Source organism: Paracoccus benzoatiresistens, from assembly GCF_026913015.1.
Taxonomy (GTDB): domain Bacteria; phylum Pseudomonadota; class Alphaproteobacteria; order Rhodobacterales; family Rhodobacteraceae; genus Paracoccus; species Paracoccus benzoatiresistens.
In genome coordinates, this window is record NZ_JAPTYD010000049.1 from 1 (window position 1) to 23,843 (window position 23,843).

Below are 23,843 nucleotides of genomic sequence, written 5' to 3' on the forward strand. Positions count from 1 at the left end.
CCCGATCTGATCGCCATCCGCGACCTCGAGGCGGTGGCGGAGGAGGCGGGCGCGGACAGTCCCGAGGCGCTTTCCGGACTGCCGCAGCTTCTGGCCGGCGCCGCGGGATCACAGACCCGCAGGCGATGATGGCGGCGGCGGGCGAGGAGGTCAGGGCAACCACGTGGCGCGACCCTAGAGGGACAGCTCACGGAACCAGGACTGCGGCGCCCTGCAGCCGGCCAGACCGCAGGTCATCCAGGGCGCGGTTGGCATCCTTAAGGCTGTACGGCGACACATGGGTCGCCAGGGGGATGCGGCTGGCAAGGGCCATGAACTCCGCGCCATCCGCCCTGGTCAGGTTGGCGATCGAGCGGATCACCCGCTCGCCCCAGAGATCGGCATAGGGGAATGCCGGGATGTCGCTCATGTGGATGCCGGCGCAGACGACGCTGCCGCCCTTTCGCACGGCGCGCAGCGCCCGGGGAACAAGGCTGCCGTCCGGCGCAAAGATCAGGGCGGCATCCAGCAGATGCGGCGGCGTTTCGTCCGAGCCGCCGGCCCAGGCCGCCCCCAGGCTCAAGGCGAAGTCACAGGTCACCCGATCGCCCGGGCGGGCGAAGGCAAGCACCCGTCGTCCTTGCGCCACCGCGACCTGCGCGATGATGTGCGCCGCAGCGCCAAATCCGTAAAGCCCGATGATGTCTGCATCCCCTGCGGCCTTCAGGGCGCGGTAGCCAATCAAGCCTGCGCAGAGCAGCGGCGCCAGGGCGAACGGGTCGGCCTCCTCCGACAAGGGAATGACATAATCGGCATCGGCAAGACATTCCTGCGCATATCCGCCGTCCAGGGAATAGCCTGTGAACTGGGGGGCATCACACAGGTTTTCCTGCTGTGCCCGGCAAAATCGGCAGGCGCCGCATGTCCGGCCCAGCCAAGGCACACCTATCCGTTGGCCCAGTGAAAACCCGCTGACCGCCGGTCCAATTTCGGTGATCCGCCCTACGATTTCGTGTCCCGGTATCAAGGGCAGCTTGGGATGGGGCAAATCGCCATCAACAACATGCAGATCCGTGCGGCAGACCCCGCAGGCCTCGACCCGCAGGCGAACCTGGCCGGCCTGCGGCTGCATGGGGGGAAGCTCCGTCAGGACCAGGGGAGTCCTGGGGGCTGTCAGGATCATGGCCCGCATCATCTTGCCTTCCCAGGGCGGGCGTTCGACAAACGTCCCGTCAAATCGGCTGAGGTGAGAGCGATTGCTCCGATCCCCGGAAATCCCGTTGCCGGGTTGGCCATCCAGCCCGGCAACGGCAGGAAGTTCAAGACCGCGGCAATTACCAGCCCTAGTGCCAGCAGCCGGGTGCCAAGCCCGCGCGGAGTGGTTGAGGTTCGCAATACCTCCAGAGGAAAGAGGGCTGCGACATAGGCTCGCAGCAGGCAACCGTGCGTCCAAAGGATCGGGGCAAGGAACGCAGCTGCCGGTCCTGCCGCAAACAGGTCACGCTCTCCTTGCGCCCTGCTGCCTGCAACATCCCCGCCGGCATGGACATCTCCACCGACGGACAGGGTCCGGGCAGCAGCAGGCAAGGCAGCCACGACCGGAATCCCGACACCACCGGGAATATGGATAAGGCGCATGTCGTGTCCTTGCGGCCCGGCCACTTGCCCTATCCGAACCGGAGCAAGGGAAAGCCGCATTGACGGCGGTCAATTGCAGCTTGGATAATGCGTCGTCCTGCCGGATCCATGATCGTCGCCCATTTTTCCGGGCATGCGACTTCTGCATGGCCTCGCCGCAGGCTTCCTGCAGATCGCGGAACTGCTCCGGTCGGCAGCCAGGGCGCACTTGCCTGACGTAAGCCTGTACCGCCAACTGCGGCAGCCATTCCCACCCCTGCCCAAACCGAGACACATGATAATGGGTCCGGCAGGGCCGTTCGACGAGCCGCTGGCCCTTGGAGACATTCGACTGACCCCGACAGCATGCCTGCGCGCATCCTGCACGCCCGACTGGCCCGGACGGAACGGCAATGACCCTGACTTCGGTGGTGATCGGCTCCGGAAGGCTTGCGGTTAATCCCTTGGAACATTCAGGTTTCCTGCTGGTTGCCTGCCTTCACCACCGGGGACTTTTCTCATGAAGCGCAGCAGGAAGGCCAATGCCGCCTATATCATCGGGGCGCTCGTTCTCGCGATCATCCTTGGTGTCGCCTACGGGATGCTCACGCATGGTGGCTGATGGCAAAGCAGGGCAAAATGCAGCAATATGGATCCCTGTATGCCAGCTATCCCGCAAGGACCAGTCCATGTCCGATCTGCACCCCTGGGGCGGGTATGGACAGATCGTGAACCGCGTGGGCAAATGCTTCCAAGACCAGACACGCCGGAACCTGTGTCTGAAAGATCGAGTTCTTTCACCCAGACAACAGCGAGTGAGGCAAAGGTGAGAGACATCGATCGCGAGCCTCCTACGGCGTTTTCAGGATACTCCGGGCCCCGGCACGACGAGGTTCACCGCCCTCACCTGAACAATCCCGGCGGCCAGGCGCTTTCCATCGCCAGCCGCCACCAGCATGTCACCGCGGGGGTGCCGCTCGCGGTTGACCTGGACGGGACGTTGATCCGGTCGGACATGCTGATCGAGACGGCCTTCGCCGAGCTGGGGCGGCGGCCACATTCCCTGATCGAAATGCTGGGCGCGCTGAGCCGGGGCAAGGCAGCGCTGAAGCACAGGCTTGCAGAGCGGGTGGACTTCGACCCTTCCACCCTGCCCTATGACGAGGCCGTCCTGGACCATATCCGCACGGCCCGGGCCGAGGGCCGCGAGGTTTACCTCGCCTCTGCCAGCCACGAGCGGCTGGTCAAGGCAGTTGCCGATCATCTTGGCCTTTTTGACGGCTACTTCGCTTCGGATTCCCAGACGAACTGCGGGGGCAGAAACAAGGCGCAGAAGCTTGTCGCGGCCTTTGGCGAGGGCGGTTTCGACTATATCGGCAATGATGCCGCCGACCTGCCCGTCTGGGACAAGGCGGCAAGGGCAATCGCGATCCGCGCATCGCGCCGCGTGGGCCGGGATCTCGGGCGAAGGCACGGCGATGTGCATATGCTGTCCTGGGAAAGACCCGACTGGCGAAGCTGGGCCAGGCTCGCCCGCACGCACCAGTACCCCAAGAATGCGCTGCTTTTCGTGCCGCTTATCACGGCCCATGTCTTCGAGCCGGTCGCGTTCCTCAAGGTCTTGCTTGCCTTCGTCGCCTTTTCGCTTTGCGCGTCGAGCGTCTACATCCTGAACGACCTTGTCGATCTTCAGGACGACAGAAGACACCGGACCAAGTGCAACCGCCCGCTGGCAAATGGCACGATACCGCTGTCGCGGGCCTTGGTGGCGATCCCGCTGCTGCTGGCGACGTCGATGGCCCTGGCGGCGTCGATATCGCTGCCCTTCCTGGGTGTTCTTGCTGCCTATTACGTCGTGACCACGGGCTATTCCTTCTGGCTGAAGCGCAAGGCGCTGCTTGATGTCCTGGCCCTGGCGGGTCTTTACACGCTGCGAGTCATCGGCGGCGCGGTGGTGCTGGGTGTGGCGGTGTCTGCCTGGCTGCTGGCCTTTTCGGCGGCACTCTTCCTGTCGCTGGCGCTCATCAAGCGCTTCGTGGAACTGGCGGCCAGGCTTGACGCACACCTGCCCGACAGCAAGAGCCGCGGCTACCGCAACACCGACGCCGATCTGGTGATGGCGCTCGCTACGGCATCGGGGCTCAATGCGGTGGTCGTGTTCATCCTCTACGTGTCCAGCGAGAGCATGAACGCACTCTACAGCACGCCGCAGATTCTCTGGTTGGCGGCGCCTGTCCTGACTTATTGGATTGCGCGAATGCTGCTGCTTGCGCATCGCAGGGTGATGGATGACGATCCTGTGGCATTTGCGACAAGGGACCGGGAGAGCGTGATCTGCGGTGTTCTTATCTGCGCGGTCATCTTTGCGGGAACCTGATCCCCGCCTGTCAAGTCAGCCGGGGTCTGGTTGGCCCCGGCCTGTCCGCATGGAGTATCGTGGCATGACCATTGCGTTTCGCTATGTCCTTTTCGCGATCGTATCGACATTGGTCAACTTCGGCACGCAGGAGCTTGTGATCGGGGTGGCGCCGCTGGCCATCTCCATTCTCGCAGGCACTGCGGCGGGCTTTGCGGTCAAGTACGTGCTCGACAAGAAGTGGATCTTCCAGGACTGCTACACCGGCCCCGGCCACGAGGCGCGCAAGATCACGCTCTATGCCCTGTTCAGCGTCCTGACGACGGCCGTGTTCTGGGGCTTCGAGATCACCTTCTGGCTGGTGTGGCAGACCGATCTTGCCAAGTATGCCGGCGGCGTGATCGGACTGGCAATCGGCTATCTGGCAAAGTTCGCGCTTGACCGCCGCTTTGTGTTCCTGACGGCTGCCGCCTGATGCAGCTGGAGGGTTGGGGACGGTATCCGCGTTTCGAAAGTGAGTTCGCTCGCATTGACGACCCTCGGGCATTGCCTGGCCTTCTGGGGCGAAGCCGGGGCATCATCGCCCGCGGGAACGGGCGCGCCTATGGCGACGCGGCCATCGGCGAAAGGCTGACGCTTGGCGCGCTTGGGCTGGACCGGATGAAGGCCTTCGATCCGCAGACGGGCCGGCTGACGGTCGAGGCGGGGGTCCTTCTGGCGGACATCCTGGCAGCCTTCGTGCCGCGCGGGTTCTTTCCGCCCGTCGTGCCCGGCACGAAGCTGGTGACCGTGGGGGGCATGATCGCCGCGGACGTTCATGGAAAGAACCATCACCGCGAGGGCAGCTTCGGCGACCATGTGGAGCGGCTGACGCTGGTCCAACCTTCAGGCGAAGCCGTCGTCTGCGGACCGCATGACAATCCCGATCTTTTCCGCGCGACTGTCGGCGGCATGGGCCTGACAGGCGTGATCACCGAGGCGACTTTCCGGATGAAGCCGATCGAGACCGGCTGGATCCGGCAGCGGACGGTCGTGGCCGGTGATCTGGCCGGGGCGCTGAAGGCGCTGGATGAAAGCGACGCGGCGACCTATTCCGTCGCTTGGATCGATTGCCTGTCGCGGGGCGCGGATCTGGGGCGGTCACTTGTCTTTGTCGGCGAACATGCCACCCGGCAGGAGGTTGCATCGGACCTTCCCCGGGCCGACATCCTGCCCCAAAGCCGCGCCGGGAGGTTGGGGGTTCCGATCGACCTGCCGGGCTGGACCTTGAACAAGGCCTCGGTGGCGGCCTTCAACGAAGTCTACTTCCGCCAAGGCGCCAAAAAGAGCGGCACGTCCTTCCTTGCACACTGGGATCCCTATTTCTTCCCGCTTGACGGGGTCCACAGGTGGAACCGGATCTATGGCCGGCGGGGATTTTTCCAGCATCAATGCGTCGTGCCGCCTTTCACGGCCCATGCCGCCCTTTCCGAAATCCTGGACCGCATCACCCGGTCGGGCAAGGCATCGTTCCTGGCGGTGCTCAAGAAGATGGGGGCGGGCGGCAGCCTCATGTCCTTTCCCATGCCGGGCTACACGCTTGCGCTGGATCTGCGGGTGACGGATGAAACCTTCGCGCTTCTGGACGACATCGACCGGATTGTCGTTGCGGCCGGGGGGCGGCTTTACCTTGCAAAGGACGCGCGCCAGTCGCGCCAGACCTTCGAGGCCGGATATCCCGCTCTCGGCCGGTTCAACGACATTCGCGGCGCCATTGGTGCCACGGGCCATCTGGCCTCCCATCTCTCAAGCAGGCTCGGCATATGACAGAAAACCACAAGACGATGCTTCTGATCGGCGCAACCTCGGACATTGGCCGGGCAACGGCGCTGGCCTATGCGCAGGCAGGGTGGCAGATCCTTCTTGCCGCCCGGAATACCGAGGCCGCGCAGCGCAATGCAGATGACATCGCGACGCGGACGGGTGCGGGGGTCAGTGTCTATGCGCTGGATATCCTCGACAGCGCGGCGATGCCCGGCTTCGTGGACGGGTTGCCGGTCCTGCCCGATACCGTCGTCTGCGTGGTGGGCGAGATGGGCGACCAGGATCGGGCACAGATCGAGCCTGATCATGCCGCGATGGTGTTTCGCACGAACTTCGAGGGACCGGCCTTGCTGCTGGGCCTGTTCGCCAACCGCTTCCTGACGCGCGGCTCTGGCGCCATCGTGGGCGTCAGTTCGGTCGCTGGGGACCGGGGGCGTGGGACGAACTATGTCTATGGCGCCGCAAAGGCCGGCCTGACCGCCTTCCTGTCCGGGCTGCGCAATCGGCTTGCCCCAAGCGGGCTGCGCGTCATCACCGTCAAGCCGGGCTTCGTCAGGACAAGGATGACGGCGGGCATGAAGCTTCCGGCGCTGCTGACGGCCAACCCCGAGGAAGTCGGCGCGGCCATCTTCGCGGCCGCCCAGGGCCGGCGCGGCCGGGACGTGATCTATGTCCGTCCGGTCTGGCGCGGGGTGATGTCGGTGATCGGCGCCATTCCCGAGCCGATCTTCAAGAAGCTCAAGCTCTGACATGACGCGGCAGGTGGCTGACGTTGCGCCCGTGTCGCGCCGGATACTTAACCGCCCTGCCCTGCTCATATTCGGCATGGCTATCCTTGCTGCCGCCCTTCTTGTCCTGCCCGGGCGGACGATCGTGACCCGCGGCTTGGAAGATTTGTTCTACATTTTCGATGGCGTGAACCGCGTCCTGTGGGGGCAGGTCCCGGGCCGGGACTTCATCACGCCCTTGGGACCCCTGGCGCACTATCTGCCAGCCTTCGGCCAGTGGGTCGGGGGCTGGGGCGCGGCGCTGCCGGTCGCGGTGGGGCTGGTGCTGCTGGTTTTCGCCCCGGTCATGGCCCATGTCCTGACATCGCGGCTGCACCCCGTGCTGGCCCTGCTGATGGGCGGCTTCCTGGTCCTTGTTCTTGCCGCGCCGATGAACCTGGGCGAGCCGATGACGGCCTTGTCCTTTGCCCAGTATCACAACCGCATCGGATGGGTGGCCCTTGCGCTGCTGCTTGTCCTTGTCTTGCCGCCGCTGGATGCCGGAACGGCCGCGCGGGATGCCGCGGCGGCCATGATCCTTGCCTTCGTGATGATCTATATCCGGCTGACCTACGGTCTTGCCGCGATGGTGTTCCTGGTCTTCATGCTGTGCGACCGGCGGCAGCGGGCCTGGGCCGCGCTGGCGCTGATCGGCCTAACGGCTTCCGTCCTTGTCATGGAACTGGCCTGGGGCGGCACCGCCGGTTATCTCCGGGCGACCGGGATGGCGTTCGGCGCGGGGGGCCTTGTGCGCGGAAGCTGGGGCGACATCATCGACCATGTCCTTGTCAGCTTTACCGACTACGTGCTTCTGGGGCTGATCGCGGGGATCTCGCTCTGGCGGCGGTGGAGCCTAAGATACGCGGCCTTCTTCGCGCTCTGCGCCCTTGGCGGCTTCTGGATCATCAACCACAACGAGCAGCGTTGGGGCATCCTTGCCCTGCACGCCGCCGCCGTCGTCGCGGCAGAGCGGATCCTGCGCGAGGGTGACGGTCCCAGGATGCCGATCTGGGGGAACGCGGCCGGCGTGCGGCTTTTCTTCCTTGTCATGGTCCTGCCGACGATCCTGCACAACGGGATCGCGCTTGGCCTGCATGCCTCGGCTGCGCTGGCGGGCGCAGGCCGGCCAATGCCGATCGCACGGATGGAGGAGGTGCGTCTTGCCGATCTGTGGACCGGCGGCGACTTCGGCGGCGGGAACCGGTATCTTGGCACCGTCGAGGATGGCATCAAGGCCCTGGCCGAACTTGAGCCGGCGCCCGAGAGCCTTGCGGTGCTGGGTGCCGCCGATCCTTTCTCGGTGGCGCTGGACCTGCGGCCTGCCCCCGGCATGATGCCCTTCATGCGCTGGCTGAACACGATCGGCCCCGGACACCATCCCGACCCGGGGCTGGTATTCGCCCATGCCGACGTCGTGCTGGTGCGCAGAAGCGGTGACCCGATGCCCGAGCTTTATCTTCCCTTTCTCGCGCGGGAATTCACGCGTGTGTCCGAAACCGAGTTTTGGCAGATTTACCGCCGCGCCCCGCCAGAAGCCGGGCCATGATGCGCCTGGCCACGTCGCCCGTCCTGATCGCCCTGATCGGCCTTGCCTGCGCGATCCTGCTGGGTGTGCCCGGCCGCACGATCACAAGCGCCTTCACGAACGATGTCCTGATCTTCCTGGACGGTGCCCATCGGATCCATCTGGGACAGGTGCCCAACCGCGATTTTCATACCGCGCTTGGGCCGTTGGTCTACCTGATCCCTGCCGCGGGCTACCAGATCACCGGAAGCCTTGGCGCGGCCTTGCCGGCCGGGATGGCGCTTGTGATCCTTCTGTTCACCCTGCTGGCGATGCACGTGCTTGGTTCACGGTTGCGGCCGGTTCTGGCGGTGCCGTTCGGCGCCTTCCTGATCCTGCTGCTTGCCGTGCCGATGAACCTCGGCGACCGGATCGATGCGCTGTCCTTCGCGATGTTCTACAACCGGATCGGCTGGGCGGCGCTCGGCTTGCTTCTGATCATGTACCTGCCGCCCCTGACCGCCCGCCCCTGGCAGGAAACGCAGGACGTGCTCTGCGCCTCGGCGCTGACCCTGGTCCAGCTTTACACCAAGGTCACATACGGGATGGTCGCCCTGGCCTTCCTGATCTTCCTTGTCATCGCCCCGGGACAACGGCGCCGGGCGGCGCTGTCGCTTCTGTCGGTCATCGCGATCGCGGCGGTGGTGGAGTTCTTCTGGCGCGGCACCGCGAGCCACTTCGGCGACCTGCTGGAAACCGCAAGGATCAGCGGCGGGCGCGGCCTTGAAGGACTGATGGGCCCGCTGTTTCGGAACTTCGCGGACCTGACCGTCTTTGCCTTGCTTGCAGGGATCGCGCTGCGGCAGCAGGGATCGGCATGGGACGCGCTTTTCTACGCTGCCTGCGCGGTGGCGGGTCTGCTGATCGTGACCCAGAACGCGCACAACTGGGGCATTGTCACGATTTATGCCGGATCGGTCGTGGCCGCCCACAGGATCATGAGCGGCGCTGGCTCGCTGGCATCGGCAATCCCCCTGCCGATGCTGGCCTTCATCCTGCCGCCGACCCTTTACCATGCAGGCGCGCTGATCCTGCACGGCACGCTTGCCACGGCGAATGCCGGCGCGCCGCTTGGCCTGCCGAACTTCCAGGACCTGCGGTACACGAGCCTCTGGTCAAGCGGCAATCAGGGCTTTCCCGGGCGCTATGTCGACAGCCTGAAAAGCGGGGGCTCCGCTCTGGCAAGCCTGGGGCAGGACATCGGCCCCGTCGCCACGCTCGACTTCGTGAACCCCTTTTCTGCGGGCCTCGGCCTTACGCCGCCACGGGGCGACAACTCCTGGCTGCACTGGAACCGCAACGTCAGCAGCAAGCACCACCTGCCGCCCGAACAGCTTTACGGCGAGGTAGAGATCATCATGGAGCCGAAGATCGGCATAAACAGCGTCCAGCTTCGCGGTATCTATGGATCCTACATCGACAAGCATTTCATCCCGGTCCGGGAAACAGACGAATGGATCATCCACATGCGCCGGAAGCCGGAGGAATGAGAGCCGCCGGGTTCAGGCGCGCCGATCACCCGCGCCGGGTTCAGGCAACCGTGCCGCAGGGCAGGATCATCATCGCCGCAGGCCTGCTGATCGGCTTCGTCCTGGCATTCCCGCGCCAGACCGTGACCACCAAGTATGTCAACGACCTTTTCATCTTTCTGGACGGGGCCTACCGGATCCAGGCGGGCCAGGTGCCGAATGTGGACTTTCATTCCTCGCTCGGTCCGCTCGCCTATTACATACCGGCGATGGGACATTCCCTCGGCGGCAGCTTCGCGGCGGCGATGCCCGTCGGCATGGCGCTGATGACGGTCGGCGTCGCCTTGGTGGCGGCGCATGTGATCGCGACGCGAATGCGCCCGGCGCTTGGCCTTCCCCTGGCGCTTTATCTTCTGCTGATCGTCGCGGTCCCGATGAACCCGGGTGAAGGCATCAGGGACCTGTCCTTCGCGATGTTCTACAACCGCATCGGGTGGTCTGCCCTGGGGCTGCTGCTGGTGATGTATCTGCCGCCCTGCCGGCCCGGGTGCGGGCAAGGGGCGGCGGATGCCGTCTGCGCTGCGCTTCTGTTGCTTCTCATGCTCTATCTCAAGATCAGCTATGGCCTTGTGGGCCTCGCCTTCCTGATCTTCATGCTGTCCGACCGCCGGCAATGGCAATGGGCCGCCGCGGCGCTGGCGCTGACGGCTGCAGCAGGGCTGCTGGTCGAGCGGCTCTGGGGCGGCACCGCCAGCCACATCGCCGACCTGCGGCTGGCAGGCGAGGTCAGCGGCGACTTTCCCACCCTTCGGGCGCTGGTGGGCGAGGTTCAGCGCAACCTGCCGGATATCGCCGTCTATGGCATTTTTGCGGCCCTGCTTCTGTCCCGAAGGCGGAGCATCCGCGACGGTCTCTTCCTCATCTGCTGCGCCTTGGCTGGCATCCTGCTGATCGAGCAGAACTTCCAGGCCGTCGGCATCCTCACGCTCGGCGCGGGTGCCGCCGTCGCTGCCGAGTCAAGCCTGCGCGCCGCGCCGGTCCCGCAGTCGGGGGTTCCCCTTCTTCTGGCGGCATTCCTTGCCCCGCCCATCCTGCTGTTCGCGGCTGCCCTTGGCCTGCACAGTGGCCTGGGGCTTGCGCGTCAGGGCACCGACCTTTCACTGCCGAACTATTCCGGCATCAGGCTGGTCCGGCTTTGGGCCGAGGGGCAACACCCCACCTTCAGGCGTTATGACGACAGCCTGCGCGACGGCGCGGCCTTGCTCGCACGGCTTGATGATCCTGGCCGGGTCATGGTGCTGGATTTCGTGAACCCTTTCTCGGTGGGAATGGGGCTTGTGCCACCGCGAGGCGACAGCACCTGGCACCACTGGGGTCGCACCATCGACGCACATCACCATCCGGCGCCTGACGCGTTCTTCGCCGATGCCCGGATCGTCATGGATCCGAAAGTCCCCATCGAGCCCTGGACGACGAACGGTCTGCGCAAGATCTATGGCGCCGCGCTTGCCGAGCGATACTCGCTGGCGGCCGAAACCGAATTCTGGCGCCTCTACCTTGCCAAGGACGCCGACCGCACCCTGTCCCGGCCGGGCAGCATCACCACCACCATGCAAAGCACAACCGCCCAGCCATAGATCGACCCAAGCGTCAGCTGCACCCAGTTGCTGCTTGCGAACTGGTCGATGACGAAAGGCACCGGGACGACCAGCAGCGCGCCGACGACCCACATCGGCCACCTGGTCCAGTGATGCAGCAGCACCGGCAGAAGAAACAGCGTGTAGTGGATCCAGCCGAGCGGCGAAGCCAAGACCGAAGCCACCAATGCTGCGCTGCTGGCGGCGACGAGGCCCGGGCGCTGCCGGAAGGCCCAGGCAGCCAGTGCCAGAAGAAGCACGGCGCCAAGCGCCACCCCCGCCCCGGGGATCCCCGCGCGGGCCGCAAGGCCCGACAGCGATGCATTGGTCAGGAAAAAGGCCCGCTCCCCGTCCGAGGCCACCAGGTTCAGCCATTGCCGGTAAACCTCGGGTCCCATGATCACGAGGGGAACCAGGCTGACCAGCGCCGCCACGATCCCCGAAATCAGCGCGGGCTGGCGGTGCCCGGAAAGGAACAGCAGCACCGGCCACACAAGGAAGTTCGGCTTCATCGAGACAACAAGGCCGATCAGGATGCCTGACCACACAAGCTCCTTCCGCTCCAACAGCAGCCAGGCGCCCACAGCCATCAGAAGAAGCGGCAGATAGATCTGTCCCAGGAACAAGGTGTCCCAGAACCCCGCCAGCCCGAAGGCCCAGATGGCGATCAGCAGCCCTTCCACCCCTTCGCCATAGCGGCGCACCAGCAGCAACACGGCGGCGGCATAGCAGGCGACCGATATCCACAGCCAGGCCCGCAGCGAACGCTCGGGCTCTGCAAGGTCGAAAAGCTGGAACAGCAGCGCGGAGACCGGCGGGTTGAGGTTCGGGTTCCAGGCCTCGAAGCCTGGCAGCACGACATGGGGTGTCAGGGGATAGATGCCGTAAGGGTCCAGCCCTTCGGCCGCCGCCCGGCCTGACGCCACAAAGGCGCCGAAGTCCCAAAGGCCATGGGGCGACACGACCCTTCCGAACTCGTCGGCCATCGCCCAGATCGAAAACAGCGCAAGCATGATCATCACGACAGTGCGGAGCATGTCAGCGGGATCTCTGTCGAGCATGCCTCCTCCGGTTGTACTACCTGGCAATGGGGTTTAGCCTCTCAGTCGCCTGGAACCTGGCGGCGCGATGCCGCCGCCTTCACCCAGCGTTCAGATGAGAGGCCAACAACCTCCATGTTCAAATGTTCCCTGTCACCCCTACAGCGCCGGGGGCGCAGGATCACCGCGCGAAGAGGCCGGCGAGGGCTTGCCTGATCGCGGCAACACTGACCGGTTTCTCGAACCGGGTCACATGGGAAAATCGCTCGGGCATCGCGGATGCGCCATATCCGGTCGTGAAGACAAAGGGCACGCCGCGTTCGGCAAGAAGATCGGCCGCCGGATAGGCCTGCTCGCCCCCCAGGTTCACATCCAGGATGGCGCCGTCCAGATGGGCCTCCGCCCGGATCCGCTCCAGCGCCTGCGCCAGGGTGCCAACGGGACCGACCACAAGCGCCCCGGCGTCGGCCAGATTGTCCTGAAGGTCGAGGGCCAGCAGATAGTCGTCCTCGACCACAAGGATGCGGCGAATGCCAGGGCCGGGGTCAGACATGCCTGTCCACCCCGCTGCTGATGTCGGTCGATGCGTCCAGCCATTCAGGTCGGTCTTCGCCGGTCAGAAGGCCAGGCCGGCGGGCGATGCAGCATCGCGGTGTGCAAGAGCGCGACAAAGGGGTGAACAGGCGCTTCTTGAAGATCGGGGGCGGCGGATTGCTGGCCACATCCTGCGCTCCGCGAAAGACATCGGACAGCGCCCGGAAGCGGGCCGGGACCTCGTTCTTGAAATCCCTCGTCATCAGACCTGCGCCATCCGCAGTCATGCGGCTTCCCCCTCCAGAAATGCCGCCGGTGCTGGCAGGCATCGGGAACCAAAGGCGCCCGGACGCAAGCCGCATCTCCGGGCGTCGGCAAAGGGATAGAGCATCACAGCGGGAAATGACATGCCCCGCCGCAGCAATCAGGATTCATGCGGGCTCCTCGACGGCAACCTGAACCACACAAAAGGAACCATGATCCCAAGTCATGTCAAACCCTTTTGTGCGGTTCCGCCTCGGCGGCTCGGCAGCGTCCGCTGCCGGCGATCGGCGCGGGACATGACCGGCGCACCTGTCCCGGAAGGATCAAGCTCACAGGGGCCGTCTGGATGATTTGCCGCATGGCCGGCTTCACGTCTACAGCAACCCGACCTGTCAGGAGTGAATGCGGGGACCGGACTACCGGGCCGGCATCTCTTGCAGACACCAAGGTCACGGCGAGCAGCGCCGCAATTTAAACAAGCCTCTTGCTTCAAGTTTGAACTTTTCATACCTTAAGCATCTGGTAGCATACCAGAGCGGAGCAGATCCCTTGCCACCTCGTGACGGTTCCCGGCCATGTCGCGCATGTCGCGTCGGAAGAGCACGGCATCACTGATGCGAAAAAATGACCTGCACCGCCAAGAAAGGGCATCCACGTCCCGGCAGACCCCAGGGGCAGCGGGGCAATCCCAACAAACAGGCCTCTCCGCACAGCAAGAAGGACAATGGCGGGCGGCCTCACCCAACAGGAGTATCAAGATGTTCATGACCCTGGACGACGCCCCGGCAAGAGAGATCTCTCCGCGGAAAAGCTATGTCGTCGTCTTGCTGTGCTGGCTTGCCATCTTCGCCGAAGGCTATGACGTGGGGGTGCTGGGGGCGATCCTGCCGGCCTTGTCGAATGATCCGCAATGGCAGCTGACGCCGCTGCAACTGGGCGCAATGGGCAGCTATACCGTCTTCGGAATGCTGATCGGCGGCATCCTTGCGGGGATGCTGAGCGAGATCTATGGCCGCAAGCCGCTGTTCATCCTGTGCCTGGTCGTGTTCGCATCGTGCATGATCCTCAGCGCCACGGCGCCCACGCCAGCGATCTTCGGCCTCAGCCGCTTCATCGCCGGACTGGGCCTTGGCGGCATCATCCCCTGTGCGGCGGCGCTGACGACCGAATTCTCGCCGAAGGCGCGAAAAAGCTTTAACTATGGACTAATGTATTCCGGTTATTCGATCGGCATCCTGACCGCTGCCCTGATAAGCCGCGCTCATGTCGAGGAACATGGCTGGCGCATGATGCTTTTGATCGGCGCGGCGCCTCTTGTCCTGGTGCCCTTGATGGTTGCGCTGCTGCCCGAATCCCTGGACTGGCTAGTTTCGCGCAACCAGATGGCGAAAGCCGAACGTGTTGCCCGACGCTGGAACATGAACGTCCCCGCGCCGACCGCCCGCGACGGGGGCCTTCGCTGGCACGAGGTGCTGGGCCGCATCTTCGCCCGGGAACGCGCGCGCGAAACCGCCTGCTTCTGGAGCGCGCTGTTCATGGGCCTGATGCTTGTCTATGGCCTGGGGCAATGGCTTCCCCAGATCATGAGGAAGAGCGGCTACGACCTGGGCAACAGCCTTCTGTTCCTGGCGGTATTCAGCCTGAGTTCGGCCATCGGCGGCATCTTCCTGGGCAAGCTGGCGGACCGCTTCGGTGTCCGGTTCGTCGTGTCGGCATCCTATCTTCTCGGGGCGGTCGGAATCTTCGCGCTTTCGTTCCAGAACTCGCTGATCGTCAACTATGTCTTTGTCGCGCTGGCGGGCTTTGGAACCGTCGCGGCCTCGCTGATCCTGACGGGCTTCCTGGCCCAGCGGCTTTCCCCCGAGGTGCGTTCGGCCGGCACCGGCTGGGCGCTCAGCTTTTCGCGGCTTGGCGCGCTGAGTGGTCCGCTGGTCGGCGGCGCGCTGGCCAGCACCGCATTGCCGCCCGCGGCGAACTTCCATGTGTTTGCCGGGGTGGCGGTTCTGGCTGCCGTCGCGACCGCACTGATCCCCTCCCGGAAGAACTGAACGGAAGGGTATCGCAAGATACCCTTTTTCCCAATCGCCCCGCTGCGGCAAGGCCGGAAGCGCCGGCGGTTTCGGAACAGATCAAGCGCATCACACCAATTGCTTGCGCTTGCTTCATGCATCCACCTCACGCCGCCTTGCCTGCGTCTTCGCGGCTTCGATCAGGGCCTTCAGTTCGGGCTTGCAGGATCCGCAATTCGTCCCCGCGCCAAGCGCCTTGCCGATCGCCTCGACCGTCATCAGCTTCCGCGTGGCGATCCCCTGCAGGATCGTGTTCATCCCGACGCCAAGGCAGGCGCAGACCAAGGCCCCGGCCTCGGACTGCTGCGCGCCGGGACGGCCTGCCAGGACATCCCCGCCGCAACTGGCGCCAAGCGAGGCGATGACGTGGCTTCGCGACAGCGCCGCGGGTTCGGGAGAGATGAACAGCGCCGCCTGCAGGCGGCCGTCAGCGACGAAGGCCATGCGCAGGATCCCCTTGCCCGCGTCGCGGACCACCAGCGGCTCGCCGGTCACGCCCAGCATCGTGCGGGCCGTCCCGGGCCAATCCGCGGGCTCGCCAAGTCCGGCCAGTTCCGCCTGGTGGCCCCCTGGCAGGATAGCCCGCACCCAGTAGTCGCAATCGGGCGTGATCGGGCGCGCCGAGACGGCAAAGCCATACCAGGTCGCCCCGAAGGGCCTGATCGCGACCGGCGTGGACTTCGACGCCGGTTGGCCCGAGAGCGGATCGGGCAGCCCCACCACCAGCGCGCCGATGCGGCCCGTAGGTGCGGTTTCCCCCGTCCAGTGGATGGGCGCAAAGGGATGGCCCGGCGCGACCCGGTCCGTCACCAGCACCCGCAGGATGGCGCGGCCATGGGGGCTCGACACCTCGGCCAGCGCTGCCGGGGCCAGGCCAAGCCGCGCGGCGTCCGTGGGGTGCAGTTCCAGGAAGGGCTCGGCCAGATGGCGCGACAGGCGCGGCGACAGCCCGGTGCGCGTCATCGTGTGCCAATGGTCGCGGACCCGGCCGGTGTTGAGGCGGAAGGGATGGGCCGGGCCAACCGGCTGCGGCAGGCGCGGCACCACCGGAACCATCCGCGCCCTGCCCGAAGGCGTATGGAACCGCCCGTCGCCGAAGAAGCGCCCTCCGCTGCGGCGGGAGGATTGCGGCCACAGGAACGGCTCCAGCGCGCCATACTGCGCCGCCGTGATCCCCGCATGGGCCGAGATGTCGAAGGCCCCGCCAAGCCTGCCCGCAAGCCCCGACAGCGCCGCGTGTTCGGCAAAGACCTGCGCCGGGCTATCCCAGGCAAAGGCTTCGGGCCAGCCCATGCGGGCGGCGACATCGGCAATGATGCGCCAGTCGTCGCGGGCCTGGCCGGCGGGGACAAGGCTGCGCCGCTGGCGGCTGATGCGGCGTTCGGAATTGGTCACGGTGCCGTCCTTCTCGGCCCATCCCGTCGCGGGCAGCAGCACATGCGCCAGCCGGGTCGTGTCCGTGCGGGCCATCATGTCCGAAACCACCACGAAGTCGCAGCCCGCGATGGCGCGCGCCACGCGGTCGGCCTCGGGCATGGAAACAGCGGGATTGGTGCAGATGATCCAGAGAGCCTTGATACGGCCGTCCCCGACCGCGCGGAACATGTCCACGGCCTTCAAGCCCGGCCTTTCGGCCATCCGGGGGGCGCGCCAGAAGTCCTGCACGGCGGCGCGATGGCCCCCGTTCTCGATATCCAGGTGGCAGGCCAGCATGTTGGCCAGGCCGCCGACCTCGCGCCCACCCATCGCATTGGGCTGGCCGGTGACACTGAACGGACCCATGCCGGGCCGGCCGATCCGACCGGTCGCCAGGTGGCAGTTCAGGATCGCGTTCACCTTGTCGGTGCCGCTGTCCGACTGATTGACACCCTGCGAATAGACGGTGACGACACGATTGCTGCCGCACCAAACGTCCAAGAATTGCCGCAGCGCACCGTCGGCCAGTCCGGTCGCCGCGGGCCCCATCGCCCGGGCGGCTGCCAGGGCCTCGACCAGGTTCTCTGGGGTCGCAGCGACAAGCCCACGCCGCTCGATCTCGGCCAGCAGCAGGTTGAACAGGACGCCGTCCGATCCGGGCGCCAGGGCCAGGTGCAGGTCGGCGATGTCGCAGGTGGCGGTGCGGCGCGGGTCGATGACGACGACCTTCGTGCCCCGCGCCTCGCGAGCCGCCGCCAGCCGTTGGAACAGCACCGGATGGCACCAGGCGAGGTTGGAGCCGACCAGCACCACGCAATCGGCCTGCTCCAGATCCTCATACAATCCCGGCACGGTGTCCGATCCGAAGGCGCGGCGGTGGCCCGCGACGGATGACGCCATGCAGAGCCGCGAGTTCGTGTCGATATTGGCGCTGCCGATGAAGCCCTTCATCAGCTTGTTGGCGACATAATAATCCTCGGTCAGCAGCTGTCCCGAGACATAGAAGGCCACCGCATCCGGCCCGTGTTCGGCGATGGTCTCGGACAAGCGGCGAGCGACCAGATCGAGCGCTTCGTCCCAGCCAGCCTCGCGGCCGCCGATCTGCGGGGCCAGCAGACGCCCCTTCATGCCGACGGTTTCGCCCAGGGCCGATCCCTTGACGCAAAGCCGGCCGAAGTTCGCGGGATGGTCGGGATCGCCCGCGATGGCCAGCCCCCCTGCCCCGTCCGGCGTGGCAAGGATCCCGCAGCCCACGCCGCAATATGGGCAGGTGGTGCGGATGGCGGGCCCGGGGGTCTGCATGGTCATGGCTGGCCTTCCCGGTTCAGGCGGCTTGCGCGGCGGAAAGGGACATCCGGCGGATCGACAGGTGCATCCAGACCATGCAGGCGGAAACCAGCAGGAACAGCACCCCGAAGCAACTTGACCAACTGCCGGTCTGATCCTTGAGCCATCCGAAGAGCAGCGGCAGGACGAAGCCCCCCAGCCCACCGATCATGCCGACCAGCCCGCCGACCGCACCCACGTTCCGCGGGTAATAGGTCGGGATATGCTTGTAGACGGCGGCCTTGCCCAGGCTCATCACGAAGCCCAGCACGAAGATCACCACCAGGAAGCCCGCCACCGGCAGGCCGGGCAGCAGCGCCAGGATGCCGGTCGCGGCCAGCGAGACCAGGAAGGTCGCATACATCACGCCCCGCGCGCCCACCCGGTCGGACAGCACGCCGCCATAGGCGCGGAAGATCGAGGCAGGGATCGAATAGGCCGCGCCGATCATGCCGGCGGTCTTCACGTCAAACCCGTAGACGCCGATCAGGTAATGCGGCAGCCACAGCGCCAGCGCGACAAAGGCCCCGAAGCTGAAGAAGTAATAGGCCGAGAAGCGCCAGACGCGCAGGTTCCCCAGCGGCGCGAGTTCGGCACGCAGGCTGCGCAACGGCGCGCGGCTGCCCCGGCGGGCGGCGGTGACCGGATCGTCCTTGGACAGGGCCCAGAAGGCCAGGACCGTCAGCGCCAGGGCGCCCGCCCAGATCTGCGCGGTGGCCTGCCAGCCAAGTGCGATCATGACGAAGGGCGCGGCGAACTTGGTCACGGCCGCGCCGACATTCCCGACACCGAAGATGCCAAGCGCCGTGCCCTGCCTTGCCCCGTCATAGAAGCGCGAAACATAGGCCACGCCGACCGCGAAGGATCCGCCCGCAAGGCCGACGCCCAAGGCGGCAAGCAACATCTGCGGCCAGGTCGTGGCCCAGGACAAAAGAAAGGCGGCAACCGCCGCGGCCAGCATGGTCAGCGTATAGACGGCACGCCCGCCCAGCCGATCGGTGGCGATGCCCAGCACGATGCGCACCAGCGAGCCGGTCAGGATCGGCAGGCCGACCAGCAGGCCGAACTGGGTCTCGGAAAGGCCGAGCTGTTGCTTGATCTGGATGCCGATGATCGAGAAGATCGTCCAGACCGCAAAGCAGACGGTGAAGGCTGCGGTGGACAGGCTCAGCGCGCGGCGCGCTTCGCCGGGGGCGGCGGGGAATGGGGCGGTCATGGATGCTCCGATGGCGGAATGGGATCAGGGCTGTCGGAAGGCGCGCGGCGTCGATGCCCCAAAGGGTAGGGTGGCAGCCGTCGCTTTCAGGAAATGCCGCATCGTTGCAGCCGGGCCGGTGGCGCGCCATTGCGCCGGGCATGGGCCGATCCTAGCGAATCGCCCGGGTGTTCCCAAGCGTCTCGTGCTGATCGACAGGCTTTTGCCGCCCCTTCCGTGGCATCCGCAAAAACTTTACGCGGCGCTGCCTGCGCTTCGGTCAGTTTGCAGACTTGGCCCGGCCCTTGCGGGATGGGACAACGGCCCATGCCCGGCGGCGGGCCGTCAGGCGCGGCCTTCGGGCGGGGTGCCGGCCGGGTGATAGTCGCGCAGGAAGCGGGCGATGGCGTCATCGATTTCCGGCAGCAGTTGCCCGCAGTCGGTGGCAAGCGTCACGTCGGCAGGCCGCGGCGCGCGCCAGCCAAGCCGGGCCGCCTCGACCGGCAGGACCGCGTCCGGATCAAGGCCGTCGGCCGCGGCAAGGGCGCGGGCGAAGTCCGCCCAGGACAGCCGGCCCTGGCTGGCCAGGTGGCGGATGCCCGATTCACCGTCAAGCAGCAGGTCCAGCACGGCGTTCACCAGGTCGGGCACATAGGTCGGCGACACGACATTGTCCCCCGCCGCCGCGAAGGGCTGGTGGGCGCGCAGGGCATCGATCGCATGGACGGCGAAGTTGTGGACATCATGCGGCGAAAAGAAGGCCGCCGTGCGGACCACCAGCGCATCCGGGTCGATGTCCAGCACCAGGCGCTCGGCCTCGGCCTTGCTGCGGCCATAGGTGTTGAGCGGACCGATCGGGTCACCCTCGACATAGGCCGTGCCCTTCTCGCCATCGAAGACCTGGTCCGAGGAAAAGGTCACGACGGCGATGCCGCGCGACCGGCAGGCGCGTGCCAGGTTGGCCGGCCCCTCGGCATTGGCGGCGAAGCAGGCCTCAGGGTCGGTTTCGGCGCCCTCGATGCTGACCATGCCTGCGGTATTGATGATCGCCCAAGGGGCAAGCCGGTCCAGCGCCGCCGCGACCGAGGCCGGATCGTCGATCGCCAGCCCCTGGCGGTCGGTCAGCACATGGGGCAGCCCGCGCAACCTGCAAAGGCGCGCGAACATCCGCCCCAGCGTGCCGCTCCGGCCGGTGATGAGGATCGGCCGCGCGTCCGGTGCCGTCCGTGTCTGGTCCGATGCCGTCGCGGCCTGCGGGCCTGCAGGCGGCCGGGCAGAGGCCCACAGCCGGTCGTCGCGGTCCCACCAGCCCGGCAGCGCCAGAAGGTCCGGGCGGGGCGGATCGGCCCCGGCGGCCAGTGCGCCCAGCAAGGCCGCCATTGCGGTCGGACGCGGCACCCCGCCGCGCAGGTCGTAAACGCCGCATTCGTAGCGTCCCCTTTCGGCCGTCACGAGCCGGTCCCAGTTGAACGAGCCAAGCAGCGCCCAGGCCGTGACCGCCGCGACATCCGCGCCGCCTTCCCGTGCGGCCCGGGCGGCCTGCCAGACCTGCAGGAACCAGCGCAGCTGTTCCTCTCGCGTGCAGCCGTTGTGGCATTCGGTGATCGCGACGGTCCGGCCATAGCGTTTCCAGGCCTGGGCAAGAAGTGCCTGCACGCCCGCCATCGCGCCCGGGACGGTGCGAACCGCCTCGACATTGACAAACCTGCCGCCGCTTTCGGCCGAGGGCCCGATCCCCGGATAAAGGTCGAAGCGGTCATCCAGAAAGCGTTCGCTTGTCAGGTAATGGTTGATGCCGATGATGTCAGGCGGGCAGGGATCGTCGGCGATGGCCCGCAGCCGGACCTCGAAGCCGCGCGCCGCCAGCCGCGGCCAGAGCGGGTGGCCGGGCAGAACGGCGCCGCACAGCAGATCCCAGGTCAGCCAGCGGCGGTCGTTCTCGAACGCGGCCTCCGCGGCCAGGTGCGGAAGGGCATGGCAAAAGCCCAGATCCTCGGTCTGGACAAGCCGCGCCCCGGGAATGACGCGGCGGATCGCCGCCATGGCGGCGCGGGTGGCGTCGATCTGGTTCAGAAGCGCCAGCCAGCAGGCGTCCTCGTCCTGCGTGTGGGGATACCAATGGCCGTAAAGGCAGGCGAACCGGGCCGTGGTCAGCGGCTCGTTGACCGGCGTCCAGTCCTCGATCCAGGGATAGCGCTCGGCGACTGCCCCGGCATGGGCGGCAAGCCCCGAGGCGAAGTCGCCCGCAACAAGGCTGGTATAGGCGGGGCCGCTGCCGTGATGCACGAGGCCCAGGATTGGACGCAGGCCCAGCCTGCGGATCTCAGCCAGCCGCTCGTCGCTCCAGGCGAAGTCCCGTTCCTCGGGCCGCTGCGGCGACACGCGCTCCCACAGCACGGGATAGCGCAGCGCCCGAAGGCCAAGATCCGCGAACAACCGCAGGTCCGAGACACGCTCGTGATGGCCGGACCAGCGCGTCTGGTCAAAGAAGCGGTCGCCGACGCGGTTCAGGGTGTATTCGCACCCGCCCCAGAGTTGCAGATCGGATATGGCCCGCGCCCCGCGAACGCTCGGCAGCATACTGCCCGTCGCCGCTCGGCGCGACGGCCCAGGGCCGTTCCGGCAGCAAGGCGGCTGCAATTTGCCTGCGGGGTCCAGATCCCGACGCGCCTCGGCATGGGTGCGCACAAGCCGTTCGGCGCCGTCGGACGCCCCGGGATGGACCCGCGGCTCGGCGATGGGCGCTTCATCTTCAGCGCTTCGGCGTGGATCGGTCGGAGAAGCTCGATTACCGGGCATTCCAGCCTGCTCATGCGGGTTCAGCCTGGCTGAACCCGCGCCCCGCCTGCTTGTTCCAGCAGCGGCAGGGGCTGGCGCAAGGATGGCGTCTGAGCGCCCGGGTTCGCCGGTTACGACCGGGCGGCGTAGAGGATCAAGGCCGCGGCGACCAGCACATACAGGCTGCCGATGATGGTCAGCAGCGGCCAGTTGGGGTGCCGGACCGGCAGATCGCGTTCGACCCTTCGGCGATCCCGCAGCGCGGCCAGCGCGAGAACAACAATAAGGGCCAGCGTCACAAGGTGCAGTTCGGTCACGAGGGTGAGGTCGCCGATGTCGCCTATGGTTGTGTCGGCGTTGCGCATGTTCAGCAGGACCGCGAACAGCACGCCGACCAGAAGCCCCAGCTTGCCCCCGAACGCGCCCCGGTCGCTGGGATCGTAGAAGAACGTCAGGAACGCGATGAAGACCCCTGCGAAGACCCCCGAGGTCAGCTTCAGGAAGGGCACGACCTGCGCCCGTTCCAGGACGACCGAAGCCTCGATGAACGCGTATCTCGACCCTTGCGCGCCCGGCAGTCCATAGGTCGAAGACTCATCGCTGACCCCTGCGCTCAGTATCAGGTCGGATACCCGCCATTCGTCCAGGTCGTGCAGGCCAGGGGTCAGGAACGACTGCTCGGTGTCAGGTTCGAACAGCAGACGCGCCGCGCCATGGAACTCGTCGTCGATCTCGATCGTGACGCGCTGCCGGTCGAAGGGGTAATGATCCATGTCCCAGTCGTGCCGGAAGGTGCCCTGCACCCGGCGCGAGGCATAGAACTGGCTGGTCCCGGTGTCGATCGTCTCGACATCGCCTAGATCCGGACCCGAGTCCGCGGTCGGAAAGGCCATGCGTTCCAGCGGCCTGAGATCGGGCGTGGGGCACAGGCTCCATATCCAGAGAATGGCGCCGAAGGTGTCCGCAGCCATGTCGAGATCGTAGAGATCCTCGATGTTCACCCCGATGCGGCAAACGGCGGGCGTGCCTTCGGTCGTTCCCTGGGCATTGGCCGAACCGGGGGAAAGCGCGGCAAGGGCCACGAGCAACAGCCAGCCCATCGCGAAAAGCGCCTGAAGGCGGATAAACCGCCCGCGCGTCAACCGTGGCAAAGTTCGCGGATCCCGTTCCATGAGCCATCGTAAACGGAACGGCACCCGTCGGGCTATGGCCTTCTGCGCCGGCCCCGCCATTCCCTGATCAGATCTTGCCACCGCTCGCTGGTGACAGCAGCCCGCATGCCTGCGAATATGCACTGCCGCACGGGAAGCAAAGGCCGCCCGGCTCCGTCTATCATGCAAGATGACCCGACACCGCGACCCGATCCTTGATCTTCTGGCCCCGCTCCGGCGCTATGCCTTTGCCTTGACCCGCAACCGGGCCGAGGCCGATGATCTTGTCCAGGACACGCTGCTGCGCGGCCACGAACGGCGGCGGCAGCTGGCCGAGGGCAGGGCGCCCGGGCCCTGGCTGCGGGCCATCCTGCGCAACCGCTATCTGGACCGCCGCCGCCAGACCCTGACCGACACGCGCCGCGAAGCCGCCTATGCGGAACTGAGCCCGCAGGTGATCGATGCCCCGCAGGACAGCGCCCTGCGCCTGGCCCAGTTGCGCCGGGCCTTCCTGGATCTGCCCGACGACCAGCGCGAGGCCCTCCAACTCGTGTCGATCGAGGGGCTGTCCTATGCCGAGGCCGGATCGCTGATGGGTGTCTCGCCCGGCACGGTCATGTCGCGCGTGTCGCGCGCAAGGGCGCGGCTGCGTGCCTTCGAGGAGGGCAGGACCGATCCGAAACCCGCGCTGAAGCTGGTGGGAGGACATGATGCTGAAGGATGACCCGCAGATCACCGACCTGGATCTCGACGCCTATGTGGACGACCAGTTGTCCGGCATCCAGCGTTCCGAGGTCGAGGCCTATCTGGCCGCTCACCCGCAGGCGGCCGCCCGGGTCATGCGCGACCTGGCGCTGCGCCGCGACCTGCGCCGTGCC

General features: G+C 66.5%; 18 protein-coding genes. 9 read left to right on the top strand and 9 right to left on the bottom strand.

Going from position 1 to position 23,843, the window contains the following annotated elements; translation table 11 throughout:
* Positions 1-187: 187 nt before the first annotated feature.
* Complete coding sequence (locus OU682_RS19295) at positions 188-1,162, bottom strand: zinc-dependent alcohol dehydrogenase family protein (RefSeq protein WP_268943841.1); 975 nt, start codon at positions 1,160-1,162, stop codon at positions 188-190.
* Positions 1,163-1,170: 8 nt separating this feature from the next.
* Positions 1,171-1,617 carry a hypothetical protein gene (locus OU682_RS19300; protein WP_268943842.1) on the bottom strand — a complete coding sequence of 149 codons (447 nt, stop codon included), beginning with the start codon at positions 1,615-1,617 and terminating at the stop codon, positions 1,171-1,173.
* A gap of 805 nt (positions 1,618-2,422) precedes the next feature.
* Here OU682_RS19300 and OU682_RS19305 point away from each other — a divergent pair.
* The 7 genes from OU682_RS19305 (at position 2,423) to OU682_RS19335 (ending at position 11,192) form a co-directional block, all read left to right on the top strand.
* Complete coding sequence (locus OU682_RS19305; protein WP_268943843.1) at positions 2,423-3,973, top strand: UbiA family prenyltransferase; 1,551 nt, start codon at positions 2,423-2,425, stop codon at positions 3,971-3,973.
* 64 nt (positions 3,974-4,037) lie between these two features.
* Positions 4,038-4,427 carry a GtrA family protein gene (locus OU682_RS19310; RefSeq protein ID WP_268943844.1) on the top strand — a complete coding sequence of 130 codons (390 nt, stop codon included), beginning with the start codon at positions 4,038-4,040 and terminating at the stop codon, positions 4,425-4,427.
* Between the two features lie 71 nt (positions 4,428-4,498).
* Positions 4,499-5,758 (top strand): FAD-binding oxidoreductase, encoded by a 1,260-nt coding sequence (locus OU682_RS19315; protein ID WP_268943845.1) that lies wholly within the window; start codon positions 4,499-4,501, stop codon positions 5,756-5,758.
* Positions 5,755-6,504 (top strand): SDR family oxidoreductase, encoded by a 750-nt coding sequence (locus OU682_RS19320; protein ID WP_268943846.1) that lies wholly within the window; start codon positions 5,755-5,757, stop codon positions 6,502-6,504. The genes OU682_RS19315 and OU682_RS19320 overlap by 4 nt, the downstream gene beginning before the upstream one ends.
* A 13-nt stretch (positions 6,505-6,517) precedes the next feature.
* Complete coding sequence (locus OU682_RS19325) at positions 6,518-8,068, top strand: hypothetical protein (protein ID WP_268943847.1); 1,551 nt, start codon at positions 6,518-6,520, stop codon at positions 8,066-8,068.
* Positions 8,065-9,576 carry a hypothetical protein gene (locus tag OU682_RS19330; RefSeq protein WP_268943848.1) on the top strand — a complete coding sequence of 504 codons (1,512 nt, stop codon included), beginning with the start codon at positions 8,065-8,067 and terminating at the stop codon, positions 9,574-9,576. Before OU682_RS19325 ends, OU682_RS19330 begins: the two co-directional genes overlap by 4 nt.
* Positions 9,573-11,192, top strand: a complete 1,620-nt coding sequence (locus OU682_RS19335) for a hypothetical protein (protein WP_268943849.1) — start codon at positions 9,573-9,575, stop codon at positions 11,190-11,192. Before OU682_RS19330 ends, OU682_RS19335 begins: the two co-directional genes overlap by 4 nt.
* Here the strand turns inward: OU682_RS19335 and OU682_RS19340 are convergent.
* The 3 genes from OU682_RS19340 to OU682_RS19350 all read right to left on the bottom strand — a co-directional run bounded on the left by OU682_RS19340 (position 11,108) and on the right by OU682_RS19350 (position 13,053).
* Positions 11,108-12,253, bottom strand: coding sequence for a glycosyltransferase family 87 protein (locus tag OU682_RS19340; RefSeq protein WP_268943850.1), 1,146 nt, complete (start codon positions 12,251-12,253; stop codon positions 11,108-11,110). The genes OU682_RS19335 and OU682_RS19340 overlap by 85 nt on opposite strands.
* A 160-nt stretch (positions 12,254-12,413) precedes the next feature.
* Complete coding sequence (locus OU682_RS19345) at positions 12,414-12,785, bottom strand: response regulator (protein ID WP_268943851.1); 372 nt, start codon at positions 12,783-12,785, stop codon at positions 12,414-12,416.
* Complete coding sequence (locus OU682_RS19350) at positions 12,778-13,053, bottom strand: hypothetical protein (protein WP_268943852.1); 276 nt, start codon at positions 13,051-13,053, stop codon at positions 12,778-12,780. The genes OU682_RS19345 and OU682_RS19350 overlap by 8 nt, the downstream gene beginning before the upstream one ends.
* 735 nt (positions 13,054-13,788) lie before the next feature.
* Between OU682_RS19350 and OU682_RS19355 the strand changes: the two genes are divergently transcribed.
* Positions 13,789-15,078: an MFS transporter gene (locus OU682_RS19355; protein ID WP_268943853.1), complete on the top strand. Its 1,290-nt coding sequence runs from the start codon at positions 13,789-13,791 to the stop codon at positions 15,076-15,078.
* Between the two features lie 114 nt (positions 15,079-15,192).
* On the opposite strand, the gene OU682_RS19360 is transcribed toward OU682_RS19355, so the two are convergent.
* From OU682_RS19360 to OU682_RS19375, 4 genes are all read right to left on the bottom strand, one after another.
* On the bottom strand, positions 15,193-17,823 hold the full coding sequence (locus tag OU682_RS19360; RefSeq protein WP_371832279.1) for a molybdopterin-dependent oxidoreductase: 2,631 nt from the start codon (positions 17,821-17,823) through the stop codon (positions 15,193-15,195).
* 16 nt (positions 17,824-17,839) lie between these two features.
* A complete protein-coding gene (locus OU682_RS19365) occupies positions 17,840-19,057 on the bottom strand; it encodes an MFS transporter (RefSeq protein ID WP_268943854.1) in 1,218 nt (405 codons plus the stop codon).
* A gap of 324 nt (positions 19,058-19,381) precedes the next feature.
* On the bottom strand, positions 19,382-21,616 hold the full coding sequence (locus tag OU682_RS19370) for a family 1 glycosylhydrolase (RefSeq protein WP_268943855.1): 2,235 nt from the start codon (positions 21,614-21,616) through the stop codon (positions 19,382-19,384).
* A 329-nt stretch (positions 21,617-21,945) separates the two neighbouring features.
* The gene (locus OU682_RS19375) at positions 21,946-22,914 is read right to left on the bottom strand and encodes a ligand-gated ion channel (protein WP_268943856.1); all 969 of its coding nucleotides are present in this window, start codon (positions 22,912-22,914) and stop codon (positions 21,946-21,948) included.
* Between the two features lie 241 nt (positions 22,915-23,155).
* Between OU682_RS19375 and OU682_RS19380 the strand changes: the two genes are divergently transcribed.
* The gene (locus tag OU682_RS19380; RefSeq protein WP_268943857.1) at positions 23,156-23,689 is read left to right on the top strand and encodes a sigma-70 family RNA polymerase sigma factor; all 534 of its coding nucleotides are present in this window, start codon (positions 23,156-23,158) and stop codon (positions 23,687-23,689) included.
* Positions 23,690-23,843 lie beyond the last annotated feature (154 nt).

Coding starts and splice junctions, on each gene's coding strand:
- OU682_RS19310 (WP_268943844.1), top strand. CDS start 4,038: ATGACCATTGCGTTTCGCTATGTCCTTTTCGCGATCGTATCGACATTG.
- OU682_RS19345 (WP_268943851.1), bottom strand. CDS start 12,785: ATGTCTGACCCCGGCCCTGGCATTCGCCGCATCCTTGTGGTCGAGGAC.
- OU682_RS19295 (WP_268943841.1), bottom strand. CDS start 1,162: ATGATCCTGACAGCCCCCAGGACTCCCCTGGTCCTGACGGAGCTTCCC.
- OU682_RS19300 (WP_268943842.1), bottom strand. CDS start 1,617: ATGCGCCTTATCCATATTCCCGGTGGTGTCGGGATTCCGGTCGTGGCT.
- OU682_RS19360 (WP_371832279.1), bottom strand. CDS start 17,823: ATGACCATGCAGACCCCCGGGCCCGCCATCCGCACCACCTGCCCATAT.
- OU682_RS19350 (WP_268943852.1), bottom strand. CDS start 13,053: ATGACTGCGGATGGCGCAGGTCTGATGACGAGGGATTTCAAGAACGAG.
- OU682_RS19330 (WP_268943848.1), top strand. CDS start 8,065: ATGATGCGCCTGGCCACGTCGCCCGTCCTGATCGCCCTGATCGGCCTT.
- OU682_RS19375 (WP_268943856.1), bottom strand. CDS start 22,914: ATGGGCTGGCTGTTGCTCGTGGCCCTTGCCGCGCTTTCCCCCGGTTCG.
- OU682_RS19370 (WP_268943855.1), bottom strand. CDS start 21,616: ATGCTGCCGAGCGTTCGCGGGGCGCGGGCCATATCCGATCTGCAACTC.
- OU682_RS19340 (WP_268943850.1), bottom strand. CDS start 12,253: ATGCTCGACAGAGATCCCGCTGACATGCTCCGCACTGTCGTGATGATC.
- OU682_RS19335 (WP_268943849.1), top strand. CDS start 9,573: ATGAGAGCCGCCGGGTTCAGGCGCGCCGATCACCCGCGCCGGGTTCAG.
- OU682_RS19380 (WP_268943857.1), top strand. CDS start 23,156: ATGACCCGACACCGCGACCCGATCCTTGATCTTCTGGCCCCGCTCCGG.
- OU682_RS19320 (WP_268943846.1), top strand. CDS start 5,755: ATGACAGAAAACCACAAGACGATGCTTCTGATCGGCGCAACCTCGGAC.
- OU682_RS19365 (WP_268943854.1), bottom strand. CDS start 19,057: ATGACCGCCCCATTCCCCGCCGCCCCCGGCGAAGCGCGCCGCGCGCTG.
- OU682_RS19355 (WP_268943853.1), top strand. CDS start 13,789: ATGTTCATGACCCTGGACGACGCCCCGGCAAGAGAGATCTCTCCGCGG.